This window comes from Kitasatospora sp. NPDC057692 (assembly GCF_042799475.1).
GTDB lineage: Bacteria > Actinomycetota > Actinomycetes > Streptomycetales > Streptomycetaceae > Kitasatospora.
This window is the reverse complement of the sequence record NZ_JBHVIV010000032.1, coordinates 1-19962: the sequence shown is the minus strand read 5'-3', so window position 1 is coordinate 19962 and position 19962 is coordinate 1. Positions and strand designations below refer to the sequence as shown.

Genomic DNA, 19962 nt, shown 5'->3' with positions numbered 1-19962 from the left:
GGACCCGCTCGGCCATCAGCCGACCGCGACGCTCCGGGCGGGGGGGGAGGAGGCCGGCCGCCTCCCGGGCCCTCACCCGCGCCCGGCGGTCCCGTCGGCCGCGGGTGCCCGGTTCAGCGCGTCGCGCAGCGCGGCCCTCGACGTGACGCCCAGTTTGGGGAAGACCCGGTAGAGGTGGGAGCTGACGGTGCGCGGGGAGGTCCGGGTCCGCTCGCCGATCTCCTTGTTCGTGAGGCCGCTCGCGGCGAGTTCGGCGATCTGGCGCTCCTGCCAGGTCAGGACCCCGAGTTCCGGGGTCGCCGGGCCCAGGGGCAGGCCGATCGCCCGCAGTTCGACGCGGGCGCGCTCCTCCCAGGCCTTCGCCCCGAGCCGGTTGAACTCCTCCGCGGCCAGCAGCAGCGGGGCCTGCCGGGCCGCCCGAGGCGCCCTCAGCTGCCGCAGCCTGATGCCGTGCGCCAGTCGGATCCGCGCCAGTTCGAAGGGGAAGTTCCGGGCCTCGGGGTAGGCCTCGACGCGCGCGTAGGTCTCGGCGGCCTCCGCCAGGTCGTCCGCCGTCATCGCGAGGGCGCCGTAGGTGGACAGGGCCAGTCGGGGCGACGCCTCCGGCAGGCCCGCCTCGCACGCCGCCACCGCGTGCCGGCGCGCCTGGTCGCGACGGCCGCTGTACAGCGCGGCCTCCGCCAGTTCGAGCAGCGCCCGGGGAGCGATCTGATGGGCGTGGCGGTCGAAGCTGCCCGGCGGCGTCATGCCGATGGCGTACAGGTAGGCCTCCTCGAAGTCGCCTTCGGTGAGCGCCACCCCGGTGGCGATCGCCTCGGTGATCTGGGTGAGCAGGCCCACGCCGCGCGGCCGCGCCCAGGCGTCCACGGCCGCCTGGAGCTCCCGCGCCTCGTCGAGCCGCCCCTGCCGGGCCACGAGCTGCCCCAGGCAGGCGCGGGCGTGGTAGGCGAGCAGGACGTGGCCGTGCGCGACGGCCAGCTCCAGCGCCCGCTGCGCGGTCCGGCGCGACTCCTCCCACTCCCCCGAGTACATCCGGTCCATCATCAGCATCCGCAGCAGGACCATGACGCTCGACACCGCGCCGGCCTCCTGCTCGCGCTCGACGGCGCGCCCCAGCTGGGTGCGGTACTGGTACAGGACGTCGACGTGGGACGCGCAGACCCCCAGCCGGGCCAGGTCCCAGGGCGCCTGGTTCGCCGGGTCGGCGAACGCCTGCTCCACGCGCGCCCGCAGGCCGACACCGCTGCGCGCCACGGCGCTCGCGTCCAGGTACATCGCGGTCAGCGGGTGGACCCGGTCACCGAGGGCCTCCAGGATGCGCCCGGTCCGCTGCCACAGGGCGGGGTCGCCCGCGTAGTGGGCCATGGTGACCAGCGCGTCGGCGGCGCGGGCCAGGGTCTCGTCACCGGTGTGCTCCGCGGTGTGCTCCGCGCCGTCCGGCCCGCGCTCGATCGCCGCCGCGAGCCGGTGGAAGGCGGGCCGGACCGCTCCCGACTGGACGAAGTCGGCGTGTGCGGAGGTGAGGACGGCCGCCAGTGGCTCGGCGGCGCCGGGACGCGGGTCCGAGCGGTGGAGCAGCCGCTGGGCCTCGTCCAACAGGGCCGCCTGGCCGGCGATGTAGGCCGCGTCGGCGAGCCGCCGGGCGCCCAGGGCGGGCCGCTCGCTCAGCTCGGCCGCGCGGGTCAGCCAGCTGACCGCGGCGGCTGCGCCACCGCGCCGGGTCGCGGAGCGGGCCGCCGCCTCCAGCGCCGCCGCGACGGTCTCGTCGGGGTCGACGGCCGCCGCGGCGAGATGGCCGGCGTGCCGCTCGACGTCCGCCCGGTGGACGCCCGCCAGTTCGGCGTGGGCCGCGCGGCGCTGCTCGGGCGTCGCCAGCTGGACCACGGCGGAGCGCACCAGGGGGTGCCGGAAGACGGGGTCGCCGCCGGCCGCGTCGAGGTCGAGCAGACCGGACGCGACGGCCTGCCCGACCTCGCGCATCCGGTACCGGACGCCCTCGTCGAGGCCCGCCGGCCGCCCCGCGGTGCCGTCGAGGGCGCCCCGCAGCAGCTCGGCGCGGGCAGCGGGTGCCAGCCGCTCGATCCGGGCGCTGTAGAGGAGTTGGATGCGCCGGGGCAGCGGGACGCCGGTGTCCCCCGGCAGGTCGCCTCCGGGGTGCGGCGCGGCCGGGCGGGCCGGCAGCTCGTGCAGGGCCAGCGGGTTGCCCCGGGCGTGGTCGAGGACGGTACGGCGGGCGCGTGCGTCGAGCTGCGGACGGTGCAGCTCCAGGAGCCGTTCGGCGGCCCGGTCCGACAGCGGCACCACCGGCAGTTCGGGCAGGCGGGCGTTGTCGAAGGCGGAGCGCTCCTCGGCCCGCAGGGCGATCAGCATCCGCACCGGACCGGCCGACAGCCGGCGGGCGACGAACCCGCACACCTCGGCGCTGGCGTCGTCCATCCAGTGGCCGTCGTCGATCAGCAGCGTGAGCGGCCGCCCGGCCCTGACCAGGGAGAGCAGGTCGAGCACGGCGATGCCCAGGGCCATGACGGACGGCGGCTCGCCGGTGCCGTGCCCGAACACCACGTCGAGGGCGGCCCGGTGCCGCGCGTCGAGGCGGGCGGCGCGGTCCAGCACGGGGTACAGGCACTGGTGCAGCCCGGCGAACGGCAGTTCCGCCTCGGCCTCCGCCCCCGTGGCCCGGATCAGCACGTGCTCCTCCCGGACGGCGAGCGCGGCCGCGTGGCCGACCAGGGCGCTCTTGCCCACCCCCGCCTCGCCGCGCAGCACCAGCGCCCGCCCCTCGGAGGCGGTCACGAAGGCCGACAGCAGGGACAGTTCGTCCTCCCGGCCGATCAGGCCCGCGGCCGAGGGAGCGCTCCGACCGCCCCCGACCTGACCGACCCTCACCACACCCGGCTCCATGACCGGTTCCCTCCCCTGCCCGCAAGGTGTGCGACCGCGGCCGCTCTCAACTAGACGGTTAGTTGATTAGACTGGGTGATCGTGAACGAGTCAAGTACATGCTCAGTGAGTGAGGAGCAGGGCACATGGAGCGCGACGCCGAGGCCACCAGGCGGAGACTCATCGCGGCCGGCCGGGCCGAGTTCGCCGCGCACGGGCTGAACGGCGCCCGCGTCGACCGCATCGCCGCCGCCGCGCAGAGCAACAAGGCGCAGATCTACCACTACTTCGGGAACAAGGCCGGGCTGTTCGACGCGGTCTGGAACGAACTGGTCGAGCGCGTCGTCACGAGCGTGCCGCTCGACGCCGACGACCTGCCCGGCTTCGCGGCCGACCTGAGCGACCTCTACGCCCGGGACCCGGACATGGCCCGGATCATCACCTGGCAGCGCCTGGAGCACGACGGCGCGCTCACCGACCTCGGCGTCGCCGAGGTGCGCACCAGGAGCGCCGCCATCGCCGCGGCGCAGGCCAGGGGCGCGGTCTCGACCCGCTTCGAACCCCAGGTCCTGTTCGCCCTGCTCGTCCACCTCGCGATGCTGTGGCCGGCGGCCAACCCGGATGTGCTGACCGTGGTGGACCTCGCCGACGCCGCGCAGCGCCGCGACCTGGTCCGCCGGATGGCCGCCGCCCTGGTGGAATGACCCCGCGCCGCGGTCCGCCACCCTCCCTCGGCGGACTGCCGGGGCGCGTCCGGATCGATCAGGAATCGAGAAGCGCGGTCCACAGGGTTGCCTCTAGCGTTCTCGTCATGGAGATCACCATTCACACGACGGTCCTTCCGCACGACGACCCGGACGCGTCGGTCGCCTTCTGGCGCGACGTCCTCGGCTTCGAGGTCCGCAGCGACGTCGGGCAGGGCAGGATGCGCTGGATCACCGTCGGCCCGGCCGGTCAGCCGGGCACCTCGATCCTGCTGGCGCCGCCCGCCTCCGATCCCGGCATCACCGAGGACGAGCGCCGCACGGTCACCGAGATGATGGCCAAGGGCACCTACGGCTGGATCCTGCTGGCCACCCCCGACCTCGACGCCGTGTTCGAGAAGGTGCAGGCCGGTGACACCGAGGTCGTCCAGGAACCGACCGAGCAGCCGTACGGCGTCCGCGACTGCGCCTTCCGCGACCCCGCGGGCAACCTGGTCCGCATCCAGGAGCTGCGCTGAGGGGCGGAGGGGCCTGCTCGGCCGGTCCGGGAAGAGACGAGAGGCAGAGGGGGACTTCTCATGTGTGAGCCGGAATGGCGGCGTGCACGCGTCCAGGCGCAGCGCCTGGCGGATCTCGCGCGGCTGCGCCGCGTCCGCGATCGGATCGACCGGGAGTACGCGCAGCCGCTGAACGTGGAGGCGCTCGCCCGCGAGGCCTGCATGTCCGCCGGACACCTGAGTCGGCAGTTCCGGGCCGCCTACGGCGAGTCGCCGTACGCGTACCTGATGACGCGCCGCATCGAGCGGGCGACGGCGCTGCTGCGGCGGGGCGACCTCAGCGTCACCGAGGTCTGCTTCGCGGTCGGCTGCGCGTCGCTGGGCACGTTCACCACCCGCTTCACCGAGCTGGTCGGCATGCCGCCCGGGGCCTTCCGCCGCCAGGCTGCGGAAGCGGCGGAGGAGGCGGCTGCGGAGGAGGCGGCTGCGGCGGACACGGCGGACACCGCGGCCACGGAGAGCGACCGCGCCGACAGCGCCGGGCCGACCCGCCACGCGGGCGCGGCGGTCACGCTGGCGGGGATGCCGGCGTGCGTGGCGAAGCAGGTCGCAAGACCGGTCAGGAATCGAGAAGCCCCGGCCACCACGCCGCCCCTAGCGTGATGACCACGGCAACCACCCCTTCCGCCGCACCCCGGACGGGCCGGGCATCCGCCGGTCCGCCGCATGCGGCGGGTGTACAACACATCCACAGTGCAAGGAGCACGTCATGAAGGCGCACGTCAGCTCGATCCTCCTCGGTGTCCGGGACATGGACCGGGCCAAGCGGTTCTACACCGAGGGGCTCGGCTGGAAGATCCAGAACGACTACGGCATCTCGGTGTTCTTCGAGTCGGACGGAGCCTCGCCGGTCGGCTTCTACGACCGCAAGGGCCTGGCCGGCCAGGTGGGCACGGACCCGGAAGGCAGCGGCTTCAGCGGGCTGGTCCTGACCTACGTGGTCCGCAGTGAGGCCCGGGTCGACGAGATCATGGCGGAGGCCCAGGAGGCCGGCGCCACGGTCCTCAAGCCCGCCGGTGCGCTGCCGTGGGGCGGGTACGGCGGCACCTTCGCCGACCCGGACGGCTATGTCTGGAGCCTCGGCTACAGCGCCCAGGGAACCGACCAGCCCTACGCCGAGTAGCCGAACCCCCTGCCCCGCAGCCGCCCGGGACGGCGCCTACCGTGCCGTCCCGGCGCACGGCGCGGGTCCCGGATCCGCGGCGAGTCGATGGAACACCAGGAGAAGGACCATGAAGTTTCGCGCCCAGGTCGAGCCCCCCGAGCCCATGCGGGGCCTGGAGGTTCCGCCCGAGGTGGTGGCGGCCCTCGGCGGGGGCGCGCGTCCGCCGGTGACGATCACGCTCAACGGGCATTCCTGGAACAGCCGGGTCGCCCTGCTGCGCGGCCGCCACCTGCTCGGCCTCAGCAACGCCGACCGGCGGGCCGCGGGTGTCGCGATCGGCGACGAGGTCGAGGTCGAGGTGGAGCTCGACACCCTGCCGCGCGTCGCCGTCGAGCCCCCGGACTTCGCCCGGGCCCTGGACGACGACCCCGTCGCCCGCGCCGCCTACGACAACCTCACCCAGAGCCGCAAGCGCGAGCACGTGCGCGCCGTCGAGAGCGCGAAGCGGCCCGACACGCGCCGGCGGCGCATCGAGAAGGCCGTCGCCGCCCTGCGCGGCTGAAGCCCGGGAGACCGCCTCCCCGCAGGCCCGGCCCTGCCCGGCGGCGCAGGCCCCCTCGGGCGGAACCCGCCGCTGGAGGGCGGCGCGCCGGGGGCGGACGCACGGACCGGGGTGAGCCGCGCCCGGTGGGGTGCTGGAACCGGGCGCGGCTCGTTCAAGGGCGAGCGGCCTTCGGGCAGGCGCTCGCACCGGCGGGGGCCGGGGTCAGACGGCGACCTCGTCGTTCACCCTGCTGCCCGCGAAGGCGCCGACGACCTCGTCGACCGAGCGCACCACGCCGATCAGCGGCAGGATGTTCGCCACCGAGAACTCATGGCCCTCCGCCGTGACCGAGGACATCGCCTCGTTCGCGAACACCACGTTGTAGTAGTGCTCGTAGGCGGCTCGACCGGTGCCCTCGACGCCGAAGTTGGTGGACATCCCCGCCAGGACGATCGTCGTGATCCCGTGCCGGCGCAGCTGCACGTCCAGGTCGGACCCGTGGAACGCGTTCCAGCTGCGCTTCGCGATCACCGGCTCGGTCGGCGTGGGCGCGACCTCCGGCAGCAGCTGGTCCCACCCCGGCTCGCGGTGCGGCCGCGCCGGGCGCATCTGCTCGATGCGCAGCGGCTGCAGCGAGTCCGACTCGTCGGGGAGGAAGGAGGTGCGGACGTGGACCACCAGCGATCCGGCGGCGCGCGCGGCCGCCAGCAGCCGCAGGCTCTGGTCGAGCACCTCCTCCGGGGAGTACGGCGCGGCCCCGTGCGAGAGGTTGGCCCCCTGGAGGTCGATACAGACGAGGGCGGTGGTGGCAGGGTCGAAGAGAGGCATGTGCGGTGTTCCTTTCTGGGCAGCGCGTTGTCCGCTGCGGTGGTCCGGCGGGTGTCGCCGGAAGATCGGGCCGGGGACGCGGGACCGGTCGGCAGGGGCCCGGGCACGGTTGGTCACGGGGCCTGCGGCGCGCGGTGGTCGCGGCGCGCGGTGGTCGCGGCGCGCGGTGGTCGCGGGCCGCCGGCGGTGCCCGGCGAGGCGGTCGCCGGTGCCGGCCGCGTCCCGGTGGGCGGCTGGAGGATCAGCCGCGGTCGTCGCCGGGAGTGGCGAAAGTGGCGAGCACCGCTTCGGCGCAGGCGCGGATGCCGTGGCCGGAGAGCAGGATGTCGTAGTGGTTGGTGTCCGGGACCTCGGTGATCCGTACGCCGGGCCACCGCCGCCGGTAGCCGTCGAGGATCTCGGCCGTGTAGAGGCCGGGGCGGGCGGCGACCAGGTCGCTCTCCGCGACGATCAGGTGGACGTCGCGCCGGCGGGCGGGGTCCCCCATGACGCGCTCCACGCCGCGGCCGAAGTCCGGTGCGCCGTACACGTCGTCGGAGTCCGCCCGCATCGCCTCGATCGAGGTGGAGGCGCGGTAGCCGCCACCCTCCTCGGCGACCAGGTCGTAGCCGAAGCTCTCCCGCGCCACCGGGTCCACCCCGTCGGCGAAGGCCGGGTGGGCGCGGAAGAAGTCCAGGTACTCGTCGGCGCCGGCGAACACCATGGAGAGGCGGGCGGCCGGCCCCACGGCGGCGAGCAGGTTCTCGGCGGCGGCCGCCCCGGCGGTCCGGGGCGGCCGGGGAAGCCCCCCGTCGATGAGGACGAGCCCCGGGAAGCGGTGCTCCGCGGCCGCGGGCTCCCCGGCGACGAGCCCCGCGAGGGTCATCGCGACGAACCCCCCGAGGGAGTGGCCGACCAGGGTCACCGCCCCGGGCTCGGCGAAGGCCTCGACCGCGGCCAGCACGTCCTCCGCGTGCGCCCGCATCCCGTACGGGGCGCCGAGGTGCCGTGAACCCGCCCGCCCCCGAAGGTCGGGGCCGATGACCCGGACGCCCGGCAGTGCGGCGGCGAGGCCGGCGAGGAAGAGGTGGTTCGAGGTGATGCCGTGGATCGCGCAGACGGTGGGCACCGGTCCGGGCGGGGGCGCCACCGGCTCCCACACCCCGACCGTGGACCGGCCGCCCGCGACCTCGACCCACGACCGGCGGTACTCGTGCGAGGCGATCGTCATCGGGCCCGTCCCCCACCGGCCCGCCGCTCCACCGCCACGGTGAAGGCGTCCAGTTCGGGGGCCGCCTCGCCCAGCACGTCGCGCGCGACGGCGTCGCCGAGCAGCGGACCCATCGTCAGCCCGCCCGCGCCGTAGCCGGCGACCAGCCAGAGGCCGTCCTCGCCGGGCACCCGGCCGACCAGCGGCAGCTGGCTGTCCGACATGGGGCGGATGCCCACCCGGGTCTCCAGCACGGTCGCCTCCGCCAGACCCGGTGCGAGCTCAAGGGCCTTGCTCAGCACCGACAGCTGCCCGGCCGCGGTCACCCTCGCGTCGAATCCGCTTCCGGTCTCGCGGGTGGCCCCGACGGCGATCCGGCCGCCGTCGAAGGGCGTCATGTAGTGGTCGGCGAACGGGTGGAGGGTCGGCCACGGGGAGGTGTTGACGCCGGGCAGGCCGAGGTGGACGATCTGCCCGCGCTGCGGGCTGATGCCGGCGCGGAGGTCGAGCCTGCCGAGCAGATCGGTGACGCGCGCACCCGCGGCCACCACGACCGCGTCGGCGTCGAGGTCCGCCGTCGTCGTCCGCACCCGCCAGCCGGCCGCCGAGGAGTCGAGGCCGATGACCGAGTCGACCAGGTGCCGGGCGCCGAACGCGATCGCCCCGGTCAGGGCCGCGTCACGGAGGATCCGGCCGTCGACCCGGCCGCCGCCCGTGACCAGCAGTCCGCTCAGCCCGGGGGCGAGCGCCGGGAACAGCCGCTGCGCGCGGGCGCCGTCCACCCGTTCGACGGTTCCCGCCACCGGTCCGGCGTCGCGCACGCGGCCGGCGATCCGCTCCTCGACGGCGTCGACCTCGGCGGCGTCCGCACTCACCATCAGCGCGCCGGATCGGCGGTACCCGAGTTCGGGGATCCCGAGCGTCTCCAGCTGCGACAGGAACTCGGGGTAGTAGTTGCCGCCGGCGGCGTAGGCCTCGTAGAAGCCGCCCTCGGAGGAGGACACCCAGGGAGCGATGATCCCCGCGCTGGCCGCGGTCGCCTGGCCGAACCCGCCGTCGTCGACGAGCGTGACCCGGGCTCCGCGGCGCGCCAGGTGGAAGGCGGTGGTCACACCGGCGATCCCTCCGCCGATGACGACGGTGGACGAGGTGTCCTTGCCGTTGTTGGTGGTCGTGACGCTGTTCGTGGTCGTGACGCTGTTCACTTGCCGTGGATCTCCTTCTGTGAAAGGCCTCGTGCGCCGTCCAGCTCCGCGGCGAGGGCGATGGCGGCCCGCTTCAGGCCCGTGACGATCTCGGCGAGCACCGCGTCGGACATCCGCAGGGTCGGGGCGGAGAGCGAGAACCCGAGTTGCTGCCCCTCGAAGGGGATGGCGACGGACACGCACCGCATCCCCGCTTCCTGCTCCCCCTCGTTGACGGCGAACCCGCGGGCGCGCACGGCGGCCAGCTCGGCGAGCAGGGCGTTCGGATCGGTGATGGTCGAGTCGGTGAAGCGCGGCATCCGCGTGTGACCGAGGATCAGGCGGACCCGGTCCTCGGCGAGTTCGCTGAGCAGCATCTTCCCGATCGCCGAGGAATGCGGGTACACGGGCTCGTCCAGGCTCGTGTAGATCCTGATCGACCGCGACCCCGGCGTCTTGGCCAGGTAGACGACGTAGTCCCCGTTCAGCGTGCCGACGGCGACCGACTCCCCGTAGCGCTTGGCGAGGTCGTCGAGGTAGGGCTGGGCGACGACCGCGATCGCCTGCTGGTTGCTCTTGGCCAGCTTCAACAGGCGCGGCCCGGGCAGGTACTTGCTGTGCTCGTCCTTGCGGACGTAGCCGAGTTCGTGGAGGGTCTGGGCCAGGCGGTGGACCGTGCCGACCGGGAGGCCGCTGCACCGGGCCAGGTCGGAGACCCCGATCGGGTCCTCGCTGTCGACCACGGCCTCCAGGACCGCGAACGCCCTGCTGATCGACTGCACGGCGCCGGGCGTTCGCCGGCCACCGCCGTTCGAATCAATGGCCCCCATGGTGATTTCTCCTTCCCACATCGATTCGGCAGGGGGTTCCGGACGGCACCCGCGCCGGCCGGATCCCCGGCGTTACTTCGCGAGCGCCACGTCGTCGAACACGAACCCGTCGTCGGCGCGCGGCGTGAACTTCACGTCCTTCGAGACGCCGAACGCCGCGGGCTGGGTGTACAGGGACACCATCGGCCGGTCCGTGTCGGCGATGATCTTCTGCACCTCGTAGTACGCCGTCTTGCGCTGGGCCTCGTCCATCGTCCGGTTGGCCTGGGCGAGCAGCTCGTCGACCTTCGGGTTGCTGTATCCCATCCGGGGCTTTCCCAGGACGGTGGAGAAGCCCTGGAGCGCGTACGAGGAGTCCATCAGGCCGTCCGCGAAGGCGACCTGGTAGACGTCCTTGTTGGTGTACTTGCTGTAGATGTCCCCGAAGGCGCCGCCCTCCAGGATCTCCAGCTCGACGGTGAAGCCGGCCTTCTTGAGCATCGCGGTGACCATCTCGGCGAGCTCGGCGTCCATCGGGTAGGTTCCGCGCGACGCGCTGTAGTGCAGCTTCACGCCGCGGCCGTCCGCGGCCGCCTCCTGCACCAGCTTCTTCGCCCGCTCGGGGTCGTACGCGGAGGTGTTGTAGAGGGACGGGTCCCCACCGAACACCGTCTTCGGGGCGCGCGTGCGCACCGGCGTCGCCTTGCCGCCGAAGAGCGTGTCGACGATCGCCTTCTTGTCGATCGCGAGGTCGATCGCCTCGCGGACCCGGGGGTCCTTCGTCGCGTACTGGTCGTCCAGGCGCAGGACGAGCAGCATCACCCGGGTCGTCTCACCCAGCTCCATCGCGGTCTTGCCCGCGTCGACGCGCTTCCAGTCGATCACCGGGACGTCGGTCGCGACGTCGACGCCACCGGTGAGGAGTTCGGAGACGCGCGTGGAGTTCTCGGGAATGGTGCGGACCTCGACGCGCTTCCACTTCGGGGCGCCGCCCCAGTAGGCGTCGTTGCGCTCCAGGGTGACGCGGTCGTCGCGCTTCCAGTCGACGAACTTGTACGGGCCGGACCCGAAGGGGGCCTTCACGAACGCGTCGATGCCGTTCTTCTCGATGAAGGCCGACGGGACGATGTCGGCGCCGCTCTTCGCCAGCACCGCGAGCAGGGTCGGCATCGCGCCCTTGGTCTTGATCCGCACCTCGTGGTCGCCGACCGCCGTGGCGTCGGCGATCTGCTCGTACCACCGGGCCTCCAGCAGCGCGGGGTCCTTCAGGCGGTGGATGGTGAACACGACGTCCTTGGCGGTCAGCGGCGACCCGTCCTGGAACTTGACGTCCTGGCGGAGCTGGAACGTCCAGGTCTCCTCGTCGACCTGCTTGTAGTCGGTCACCAGCTGGGGAACGATCTTCATCGACCGGTCCCTGGTGAACAGCCGGTCGTAGATGTTCCGGTTGATGCGGTCCGCCGACGTCTGCACGGCGTTCTGCGGGTCGAGGTTGCGCGGATCGACGTTCTGGGCGAACACGAGGGTGTCCTTCTGCCCGCCGCCCTCGGCCGCGCCGCTCGACACCGGCATGCACCCGGCCATCGGCAGGGCGGCCACGGCCAGTGCCGCGGTGAGTCTCTTCTTCATGGTCGGTCCTTTCACGAAACGTTTCGTCTGCTCCCGCTGAGGCCGGCGGGCCCGGCTGCGGTGGGACGGTCAGCGGGTCTTGAAGGGCTGCGCCCGCGAGGACTCGATGAGCCGCCGGGTGTACTCGTGGCCGGGGCGGTGGAGGATGTCGTCCGCCGTGCCGTGCTCGACGACCGCGCCCTTGTACATGACGCTGATCCGGTCACTCATGAAGTGGACGCTCTCCAGCCCGTGGCCGATGAAGACGTAGGTCAGGCCCAGCTCGTCCTGGAGGTCCTTGAGGAGGTTGAGGATCTGGCTCTGGATCGAGACGTCGAGCGCGGAGACCGGCTCGTCGCAGATCAGCACCTGGGGCTTGCGCGCCAGTGCGCGGGCGATCACCAGGCGCTGCCGCTGCCCGCCCGAGAACTCGTGCGGGTACTTCTCCAGCGCGGAGGCCGACATGCCGACCTGGTCGGTGAGTTCGGCCACCCGCCGGGCGATCTCCGGCCGGCTCGCGCGCGGCGCCACGGTCAGCGGCTCGGCGAGGATGGAGCGCACGTTCATCCGCGGATTCAGCGCGGAGTACGGGTCCTGGAACACCATCTGCGCCGCGGTGCGCCCCGCGGCCGTCGTACGCCCCTTGGCGTCGAAGACCGGTGCGCCGGTGACCAGGATGTCACCCGAGGTCGGCGTCAGCAGTCCCGCCAGCATCCGGGCGACCGTGGTCTTCCCGGAGCCCGACTCCCCGATGACGCCCAGCGTGGCGCCCTTGGGCACGGACAGGTCGACGTCGCGCACCGCGGCGAAGTCCTTCTTGCGGCCGAAGAACCCGTCCGCGACGCGGAAGGTCTTGCACAGGGCCGTGACGTGGACGGCCGCGTCCGAGGACGTGTCCGGCAGCGCGGTGTCGGTGGTCATCGTGCGCCCTTCGACTCGATCAGGCTGTCGGTGTGCCAGCAGGCCGCTGCCTGCGCCTGGAACTCCGTGAACATCGGCTTCTCGGCGCAGGCCCCGGTGGCGAGTTCGCAGCGCGAGGCGAACCGGCAGCCGTCCGTCCACTCGCCGGGCGTCGGCACCCGTCCGGGGATGGCGGTGAGCCGGTCGGCCTTCGACCCGAGCGAGGGGACCGAGCGCAGCAGGGCGTCGGTGTACGGGTGCCTGGGCTCGGACAGCACCCGTTCGGTCGGCCCGCTCTCCGCGATCCGCCCGGTGTACAGCACCGCGACCGTGTCCGCGATCCGGCGCACGACGTTGAGGTCGTGGCTCACCAGCAGCAGGGCGGTGCCCGTCTCGACGGTGATGTCGTAGATGAGCTTCAGCACCTGGTCCTGCACCGTGACGTCGAGCGCCGTCGTGGGCTCGTCGGCGAGGAGCAGCCGGGGCCGGCCCAGCAGCGCCATCGCGATCATCACGCGCTGGCGCATCCCGCCCGACAGCTCGTGGGGGCGCTGCCGCAGCACCCGCTCCGGCTTGTCGAATCCGACCCGGTCGAGCATCGACAGCACATCGGCGCGCGACGCGGAGACGTGCTTGGCGGCCTCGCCCAGCTGGTTCCCGATCGAGAGGACCGGGTTGAGCGAGGTCAGCGGCTCCTGGTAGATCATCGAGATCTCCCGGCCCCGCAGCTGCCGCATCCGGCCCGCGGAGACCCGGGTGATGTCCTCGCCCTGCCAGGCGATCTCGCCGCCCGAGATCCGCAGTCCCCTCGCCAGCAGCTTGATGATCGACATGCAGGTGAGGCTCTTGCCGGATCCGGATTCGCCCACCAGGGCCACCCGTTCGCCGGCACCGATGTCGAGCGACACGCCGTCGACGAGCGTGAGGTCGTGCTTCTCCGCCTTCACGCGGAGGTCGCGGATGCTGAGCATGGGTTCGTTTCCGTGCATGGTTCACACCCCCAGTCGCGGGTCGAGCGCGTCCCGCAGCCAGTCGCCGAGGAGCAGGATTCCGAGCACCGTGCCGGCGATCGCCAGGCCCGGCAGCGTGCTGAGCCACCACGCGTTGGTGATGTAGTCGCGTCCGCTGGTGAGCATCAGCCCCCAGGAGACGTCGGGGGGCTGCACCCCCAGGCCCAGGAAGCTGAGGGACGACTCCGTGATGATGATGGTCGCCACGCTCAGCGTGGAGAGGACGATGAACGTCGGCATGACGTTCGGCGTGATGTGCCGGACGAGGATCCGCGTGTGCGACACCCCGAAGTTCTTCGCCGCCTCGACGAACAGGCGCTCGCGGATCTCCAGGACCTCCGCCCGGATCTGACGGGCGTAGACCACCCAGTTCGTCAGGCCGAGCACGACGACGAGCGTCGTCAGGCCGGGCTTCACCACGCCGAGGATGACGAGGATCAGCAGGATGCCGGGGATGGCGAGGAGCGCGTCCACCAGGCGCATGATCGCCGCGTCGACGAACCGTCCGTAGTAGCCGGCGAGCAGGCCGGCCACCAGGCCGATCGATCCGGCGAGGACCACACCGAGCACCCCGACCAGCAGCGAGATGCGCGAGCCGTCGATGAGGCGGCTGAGCATGTCGCGGCCGAGGTTGTCGGTGCCCAGCAGATAGGCCGGGTCGCTCCCCTCGAACGGGAGCGGCGGGATGAGCGCCCGCGACGGGTCGATCGCCGCGGGGTCGTGCGGCATGATCCACGGTGCGAATATCGCGACGACGGCCGGCACGATCACGAGAACCATTCCGACGACGGCCGGAAAGGGAATGTTCCGGAAGGCCTTCCCGGTCCGCGCGCGGGTGCGCGCCTGCGGAAGGCTGAGGGATTCAGTCAAGGTTGATCCGCCTGTCCACGAGCTTGAAGGAAATGTCGGACAGAATGCTCAGCCCGATGACCATCACCGCGACGACGAAGACCGCCGCCTGCACGATGGGCATGTCCCGCTGGGTCACCGCTTTGACCAGGAGCTGCCCGAGACCCGGCCACGCGAATACGGCCTCGGTGACGAGTGCGCCGCTGAGCAGCGCGGAGAACTGGAGCACGGTGATCGACGCGACGGGAATGAAGGCGTTGCTGAAGCCGTGTTTGAAGACGACGAACGATTCACGCAGGCCTTTGCCGTACGCGGTTCGAATGTAGTCCTGTCCGAGGATCTCCACCATGCTCGAACGCACGAGCCGGGTGATCTCGGCCGCGGTGCCCGTGCCGAGCGTGACCATGGGAAGCACCAGGTGGGCCCAGGTGCCGCTGCCGGAGACCGGGAGCCAGCCCAGGTTCACGGAGATCAGCATGATGAGCATAATGCCGAGCCAGAAACTCGGCACCGCCTTGGCGACGACCGACACCGAGGAAACGAGGTGGTCGACGGCACCGCCCCGGTGCATCGCCGCCCAAACCCCCATCGGAATGGCGATGACCAAGGCCAGGACGATCGACCCGATGGCGAGCATCAGTGTGGCGGGAAGACGCTCCAGGACGATTCCCAGGGCGGGTTCATGGTATTGGTACGAGTCGCCGAAGTCTCCGGTGACGGCGGAAACGATGTAATGCCAGTACTGGACCGGTAGCGGGTCGTCCAGTCCCATCGCGTCGCGAATCGCCGCGATCCGCTCGGGCGTGGCGTTCTCACCGAGCATCAGCGCGACCGGGTCCCCCACGATGAATACGAGGAAGAAGACGATCGTCACGATCAGGAAGAGTGTGGGGACGACTTCCAGCAGACGTCGTCCGACGTAGTAGCCCAACGATCCTCCTCATTCGGGTACATCGTGGTGTACGACTCAAGGCCGGGGGGGAAACGTTTAGCAGGGTTTTCCATCATGCGTCAATGCTTTTCCACGATGCGAGAAACCCGGGGCCGGTTTTGCGATGCGGTCTCCTGACCCGCACAACTTGCTTGTACGGAACGGGAGTTGACGGCCGCACTGGCGGCGCGACCGGGCCCGGCGCGCGACCGCGGGAGCGAAGGCCGGACGGGGATCCCTATGCTGGCCTCGACCTGATCCGGAGGTAGGAACCCATGGCGCGACGGCCCACTGTCACGAGCGTGCAGATCGCACGGGAGGCCGGAGTCGCACAGTCGACGGTCTCCCGCGTCCTGAACGGCGGGAGCGTCGCCCCGGAGACCCGGCGGCGCGTGCTGGAGGTGGTCGCGAAGTACGACTTCCAGCCCAGCCAGGCGGCGCGGAGCCTGGTGGGCGCGCGGTCCGGCCTGATCGGCGTGGTGATCCGCGATCTGACGAACCCGTTCTACCCCGTGATGGTCAAGGCGATCGAGCGCGTCCTGCACGAGCACGGCCTGCGCCTGTCGCTGGTCACCGACGTGATGTCGGACGAGGAGGGGCTGGCGCTCCTGCGCCGCGAAGGCGTCGACGGGGTCGTGTTCAGCTCGGCGGTCGAGCGGGATCCGCTCGCCCATCGGCTGCTGGCGCACGGGATCCCGCTGGTCCTGTGCCACCGCACGCTCCCGGACTTCCCGGCCGATCAGGTCGAGGCCGACAACACGGCCGCCGGCGAACTCGCGGCGCGGCACCTGCTGGACCTCGGACACCGCCGGATCGCGATGGTGCGCGGCCTGGCCGGGGCGAGCACCGCCCAGCAGCGCTCCCGCGCCTTCCGCGACAAGGTGGCGGCGACGGGGGGCGTCGCCCTCGCGGAGGCCGACGGAGCCTACGACTACGCCACCGCGTACGCCGCGGTGCGCAGCCTGCTCGCGAGCGCCGAACCGCCCACGGCCCTGTTCTGCCACAACGACGTGATGGCGTACGCCGCGCTGAACGCGGCCGCGGCGGCGGGCGTCGCGGTACCGGCGGAGCTGAGCGTGGTGGGCTGCGACGACGTGCCGCTGTCCGCGTGGGAGCGCATCGACCTGACGACGGTGCGCCAGCCGCTGGAGCGGATCGCCCAGGTCGGCGTGGAGCTGCTGCTGGACCGGCTGGAGCACCCGGACCTGCCGCACCGGCACGAGGTCCTGCCGGTGGAGTTCGTCCCGCGCTCCACCACGGCGCCGCCCGCCTGATCCCGGGGCGCCCGCCCCCGCGGCGCGCCCCGTCCCGCGGCACATCCGGCCACCGGATGCGCGGACCGTCCGCGCCCTGTTCGCGTGAACGGTTTCCGAACTGCTCATGAATCACCCCTTGACCATCGAGTCATCCGCCTTCCATGCTGTGGATACGTATCCAATGGATACGTATCCACACCTGAATGAGGAGCTCGGCGTGTCCCGCACCATCAAGGCCGCTGTCACCCCGTCCACCGCCCCCTCCGGCAACGACGCCGTCGCGCAGACCGTCCGCGAGCTGATCGCCGACGTCCGCAGCCGCGGCGACGCGGCGGTCCGCGAGCTCTCGGCGCGCTTCGACCACTGGGAACCGGAGTCCTTCCGGCTGGACGAGGCGCAGCTCGCCGAGATCATGAACAGCCTCGACCCGCAGGTCATCGAGGACATCAAGACCGTCCAGGCCAATGTCCGCCGGTTCGCCGAGGCCCAGCGCGCCTCGATGTCCGAGATCGAGATCGAGTCCGAGCCCGGCGTCCTCCTCGGCCACCGCCACGTGCCGATCCGGTCCGTCGGCGCGTACATCCCCGGCGGCCGCTACCCGCTGACCGCCTCCGCGCACATGACCGTCGTGACCGCCAAGGCGGCCGGCGTACCGCGCGTGGTCGCCTGCACCCCGCCGATCCGCGGCGAGATCCCCGCCGCCACCGTCGCCGCGATGCACCTGGCCGGCGCGGACGAGATCCACATCCTCGGCGGCGTCCAGGCCATCGCCGCGATGAGCGTCGGCACCGAGACCATGACGCCCGTCGACATGCTGGCGGGCCCGGGCAACGCCTACGTCGCCGAGGCCAAGCGCCAGCTGTTCGGCGAGGTCGGCATCGACCTGTTCGCCGGCCCGACCGAGATCCTCGTCGTCGCCGACGACACGGCCGACCCGTTCATCGCTGCGGTCGACCTGCTCTCGCAGGCCGAGCACGGCCCGGACTCCCCCGCCGTCCTGATCACGACCAGCGAACGCGTCGCCACCGCGGTGCAGCGGCACATCGAGGAGATCCTGCCCGGGCTGCAGACCGGCGACATCGCCGGCCCCGCCTGGCGCGACCACGGCCAGATCGTCCTGGCCGACGACCTCGACGAGGCCTACCGCATCGCCGACTCCTTCGCCTACGAGCACGTCCAGGTCCTCACCGAGAACCCCCGCGAGGCCCTGGAGAAGATGCACGCCTACGGCGCCCTCTTCCTCGGCGAGGGCACCTGCGTGTCCTACGGGGACAAGGTCATCGGCACCAATCACGTCCTGCCGACCCGCGGCGCGGCCCGCTACACCGGCGGCCTGTGGGTGGGCATGTACCTGCGCACCGTCACGTACCAGGAGGTCCGCGACCCGAAGTCGTCCGCGGCCCTCGGGGAGCTGTGCGGCCGGGCCGCCCGCGTCGAGCTGTTCGAGGGGCACGCCCGCTCCGGTGACGTCCGCGCCGCCAAGTACGCCGGGGCCCCGCTGGCGTGGACCGACCACTACGCGGGCGCGGACCGCGCCTGACCGTCCGCCCCGCGTGACGCCCGCAGGCCACCCGGCAGGTCGACCGTGGACGACCGGGCCCGGCAGCCGCCCCGGCGACGACCTGCGGCAGCCGCGCACCGGGGCCCGCCCCGTACCGGCGGGCCCCGCCGCGCCGGCCCCTCACCGTCCGTCCGCCCGGAAGGCTCGCCCGCCATGCCGCCCCCGCCCGACCACCTGACCGCCGAGCCCACCGCCCGGGACCCGCTGCGCCGCGACCGCGCCGGAGCGGGACGCCTCGTCGACCACCCCGTCGACGAGTCCGTCGACGAGTCCGCCGCCGAACGCCGACTCGCCTTCGACGGAAGGACGTTGGCCGATCGGATCGAGCACGGCACCGCCCGGCACGCACCCGAGCAGCCCGCCCTGCACTTCCGCGACGGGCACGAGGCCCGGGACGCGCTGCGGGACTGGTTCCTCCAGCAGCAGGCGATCACCGACCGGCTGGAACCGCTGGTCCTGGGCGCGCTCGCGGCCGGCCTCGACCCGGCGGAGGTGTGCCGGATCAGCGGCGTCCCGTTGAGCGGGATCGAACGCCTGCAGCCCGAGCACATCGAGGTCAGCACCGACCTCGGCGGCGCCGAGGCGCTGGAGGTCCTGGACGAGATGGCCCGCGCCCTGACCGCCCACGCCCTGGTCCTCGCCGACGCCGCCCGGACCGGCGACCGAACCGGCGACCGGATCGGTGACCGGACCGGCGACCGGGAGAACGACGAGGAGTGCGCGCGCTCGCCCGAGTCCTGTGCCGCCCGCCTCTGGAGCGCCGCCGCCCGCAGCTTCGTCCGCACCCCGGTCACCGTCCTGGGCCCGGACGCCTGGCTCGCCGCGGAGGTCAGCCGGTTCCATCGGGAAGCCGCCGCGCTGCGCCGCACCGACCGCCGCGTCACGGACGACGGGGACGCCGCCCGCCGGGACGCCATGGCCCGCGCCTACGAGGAACTGGCCACCGCGTACCTGCATCTGCGGGCCACCGGCGCGGTTCCGCCCCTCCCTCTGCCGGAGGCCCCGCCGCGCTGACCGACGCCGTCACGACCGATCCCCGCCGGACGCGTTTCACGACCGCGTCCGAGCGGACCGCTCACCGGCCCGCCGGCCGGGCGGCGGCCGGCTGCCCTGCGGCCGCGAACGCGGGGCGGCTCCCGCTCACCGCCCGGGCGGCCGAGACGAAGGCGTCCACCAGTGGACCCGCCCGAGCGGGCGGTCCGCATGCGGCACGTCGGTCGCTGCCCCTGCGCACACCGATCGGGCCCCGCCCGGGACCGACGCCTCGACCGGAGTGCGGAGCCGGCGTATCTGCAGAGAGTGTCTGAAAGTGTGTCCTTATGGTGTGAATATGCCACTGGCACGTTCATGGCGGCGAATCCACCATTACCCTTCCGAGTCGGACATGCCACCGGTCGTGGCATTCCAGCCGGTATGCGGTGGCCCCACCCGCCATACCGTCTCCTCCCCGAACCCTCAGAAGGAGCCCCAGTGCCGGGTATCGACGAGTGCCTGACCCGGGCGATGGCGATCGCCGGGGCCCGCGCCGCCAGTCTGATCGACTGGAGCAGCGGGCTCGCCCTGGGCAGCCTCGGAGTCAGTCCGACCGGCGACCACGACACCACGGCCGCCGAAGCAACCGACTTGGTACGGGCGGCCGTTGAGGCCGCGACCTTCACCGCCGCCGAGGACCGCGAGGCGCCGGTGCAGGACATCATCCTGACCGCCGGCAGCAGCTACCACCTGCTCTGCTTCATCGACACCGCCTTCGACAGCCAACTCGTGCTCCACCTCTGGCTCGACCGCGCCGAGGGCAACCTCGCCGCCGCCCGCTTCCACCTCCAGGCCCTCACCCGGGACCTGGTGCTCGGATGACGAACACCGTCGCGAGCGGCCCGCCGTCCGACGCGGGAACCGCCGCCGGCACGGGCGCGGCCGTCGGGTTCCGGCCATCGGTCGGGGCGGTCGGGCGGCCGGTCGCCGTCGATCCGGGTTGGAGTGCCGGTGCGGTGGTCGAGCGGCTTGCCGGTGAGTGTGCGACCGGTGTGCTGCGGGGGCCGGTCGGTGC

At 72.7% G+C, this 19962-nt stretch carries 20 protein-coding genes; 10 read left to right on the top strand and 10 right to left on the bottom strand.

Features of this window, described 5'->3' with window-relative positions:
* Positions 1 to 72: 72 nt before the first annotated feature.
* A complete protein-coding gene (locus tag ACFVFS_RS19550; protein WP_380625772.1) occupies positions 73 to 2886 on the bottom strand; it encodes an AAA family ATPase in 2814 nt (937 codons plus the stop codon).
* A gap of 140 nt (positions 2887 to 3026) precedes the next feature.
* Between ACFVFS_RS19550 and ACFVFS_RS19545 the strand changes: the two genes are divergently transcribed.
* The 5 genes from ACFVFS_RS19545 to ACFVFS_RS19525 all read left to right on the top strand — a co-directional run bounded on the left by ACFVFS_RS19545 (position 3027) and on the right by ACFVFS_RS19525 (position 5808).
* Positions 3027 to 3584 (top strand): TetR family transcriptional regulator, encoded by a 558-nt coding sequence (locus tag ACFVFS_RS19545; RefSeq protein WP_380625770.1) that lies wholly within the window; start codon positions 3027 to 3029, stop codon positions 3582 to 3584.
* 107 nt (positions 3585 to 3691) lie between these two features.
* Positions 3692 to 4102 (top strand): VOC family protein, encoded by a 411-nt coding sequence (locus tag ACFVFS_RS19540; protein ID WP_380625768.1) that lies wholly within the window; start codon positions 3692 to 3694, stop codon positions 4100 to 4102.
* A gap of 60 nt (positions 4103 to 4162) precedes the next feature.
* Positions 4163 to 4744, top strand: coding sequence for a helix-turn-helix transcriptional regulator (locus tag ACFVFS_RS19535; RefSeq protein WP_380625766.1), 582 nt, complete (start codon positions 4163 to 4165; stop codon positions 4742 to 4744).
* 106 nt (positions 4745 to 4850) lie between these two features.
* Positions 4851 to 5264 (top strand): VOC family protein, encoded by a 414-nt coding sequence (locus tag ACFVFS_RS19530; RefSeq protein WP_380625764.1) that lies wholly within the window; start codon positions 4851 to 4853, stop codon positions 5262 to 5264.
* Between the two features lie 109 nt (positions 5265 to 5373).
* Entirely contained in the window at positions 5374 to 5808 is a 435-nt protein-coding gene (locus tag ACFVFS_RS19525) for a YdeI/OmpD-associated family protein (RefSeq protein ID WP_380625762.1), read from the top strand.
* A 204-nt stretch (positions 5809 to 6012) separates the two neighbouring features.
* On the opposite strand, the gene ACFVFS_RS19520 is transcribed toward ACFVFS_RS19525, so the two are convergent.
* The 9 genes from ACFVFS_RS19520 to ACFVFS_RS19480 form a co-directional block, all read right to left on the bottom strand.
* Entirely contained in the window at positions 6013 to 6618 is a 606-nt protein-coding gene (locus tag ACFVFS_RS19520; RefSeq protein WP_380625760.1) for an isochorismatase family protein, read from the bottom strand.
* Positions 6619 to 6859: 241 nt separating this feature from the next.
* On the bottom strand, positions 6860 to 7828 hold the full coding sequence (locus ACFVFS_RS19515; protein WP_380625758.1) for an alpha/beta fold hydrolase: 969 nt from the start codon (positions 7826 to 7828) through the stop codon (positions 6860 to 6862).
* Positions 7825 to 9012, bottom strand: a complete 1188-nt coding sequence (locus ACFVFS_RS19510) for an NAD(P)/FAD-dependent oxidoreductase (protein ID WP_380625756.1) — start codon at positions 9010 to 9012, stop codon at positions 7825 to 7827. Before ACFVFS_RS19510 ends, ACFVFS_RS19515 begins: the two co-directional genes overlap by 4 nt.
* Entirely contained in the window at positions 9009 to 9821 is an 813-nt protein-coding gene (locus ACFVFS_RS19505) for an IclR family transcriptional regulator (RefSeq protein ID WP_380625754.1), read from the bottom strand. The genes ACFVFS_RS19510 and ACFVFS_RS19505 overlap by 4 nt, the downstream gene beginning before the upstream one ends.
* Before the next feature lie 72 nt (positions 9822 to 9893).
* Positions 9894 to 11429, bottom strand: a complete 1536-nt coding sequence (locus ACFVFS_RS19500) for an ABC transporter substrate-binding protein (protein ID WP_380625752.1) — start codon at positions 11427 to 11429, stop codon at positions 9894 to 9896.
* Between the two features lie 69 nt (positions 11430 to 11498).
* Positions 11499 to 12329, bottom strand: a complete 831-nt coding sequence (locus tag ACFVFS_RS19495) for an ATP-binding cassette domain-containing protein (RefSeq protein ID WP_380625750.1) — start codon at positions 12327 to 12329, stop codon at positions 11499 to 11501.
* Positions 12326 to 13279 carry an ABC transporter ATP-binding protein gene (locus tag ACFVFS_RS19490; protein WP_380625747.1) on the bottom strand — a complete coding sequence of 318 codons (954 nt, stop codon included), beginning with the start codon at positions 13277 to 13279 and terminating at the stop codon, positions 12326 to 12328. Before ACFVFS_RS19490 ends, ACFVFS_RS19495 begins: the two co-directional genes overlap by 4 nt.
* A gap of 21 nt (positions 13280 to 13300) precedes the next feature.
* Positions 13301 to 14098 (bottom strand): ABC transporter permease, encoded by a 798-nt coding sequence (locus ACFVFS_RS19485; RefSeq protein ID WP_380625745.1) that lies wholly within the window; start codon positions 14096 to 14098, stop codon positions 13301 to 13303.
* Between the two features lie 82 nt (positions 14099 to 14180).
* Positions 14181 to 15098, bottom strand: a complete 918-nt coding sequence (locus tag ACFVFS_RS19480; RefSeq protein WP_380625743.1) for an ABC transporter permease — start codon at positions 15096 to 15098, stop codon at positions 14181 to 14183.
* A 302-nt stretch (positions 15099 to 15400) separates the two neighbouring features.
* Here ACFVFS_RS19480 and ACFVFS_RS19475 point away from each other — a divergent pair, with 302 nt between their 5' ends.
* From ACFVFS_RS19475 to ACFVFS_RS19455, 5 genes are all read left to right on the top strand, one after another.
* Positions 15401 to 16372 carry a LacI family DNA-binding transcriptional regulator gene (locus ACFVFS_RS19475; RefSeq protein WP_380625741.1) on the top strand — a complete coding sequence of 324 codons (972 nt, stop codon included), beginning with the start codon at positions 15401 to 15403 and terminating at the stop codon, positions 16370 to 16372.
* Positions 16373 to 16571: 199 nt separating this feature from the next.
* On the top strand, positions 16572 to 17894 hold the full coding sequence (hisD, locus tag ACFVFS_RS19470) for a histidinol dehydrogenase (RefSeq protein WP_380625739.1): 1323 nt from the start codon (positions 16572 to 16574) through the stop codon (positions 17892 to 17894).
* A 174-nt stretch (positions 17895 to 18068) separates the two neighbouring features.
* Positions 18069 to 18929, top strand: a complete 861-nt coding sequence (locus ACFVFS_RS19465; protein WP_380625736.1) for a hypothetical protein — start codon at positions 18069 to 18071, stop codon at positions 18927 to 18929.
* Positions 18930 to 19385: 456 nt separating this feature from the next.
* Positions 19386 to 19769 carry a hypothetical protein gene (locus tag ACFVFS_RS19460; protein ID WP_380625734.1) on the top strand — a complete coding sequence of 128 codons (384 nt, stop codon included), beginning with the start codon at positions 19386 to 19388 and terminating at the stop codon, positions 19767 to 19769.
* A partial coding sequence (locus ACFVFS_RS19455) for a hypothetical protein (protein WP_380625731.1) occupies positions 19766 to 19962 on the top strand: 197 nt, incomplete at its 3' end. The genes ACFVFS_RS19460 and ACFVFS_RS19455, both read left to right, overlap by 4 nt.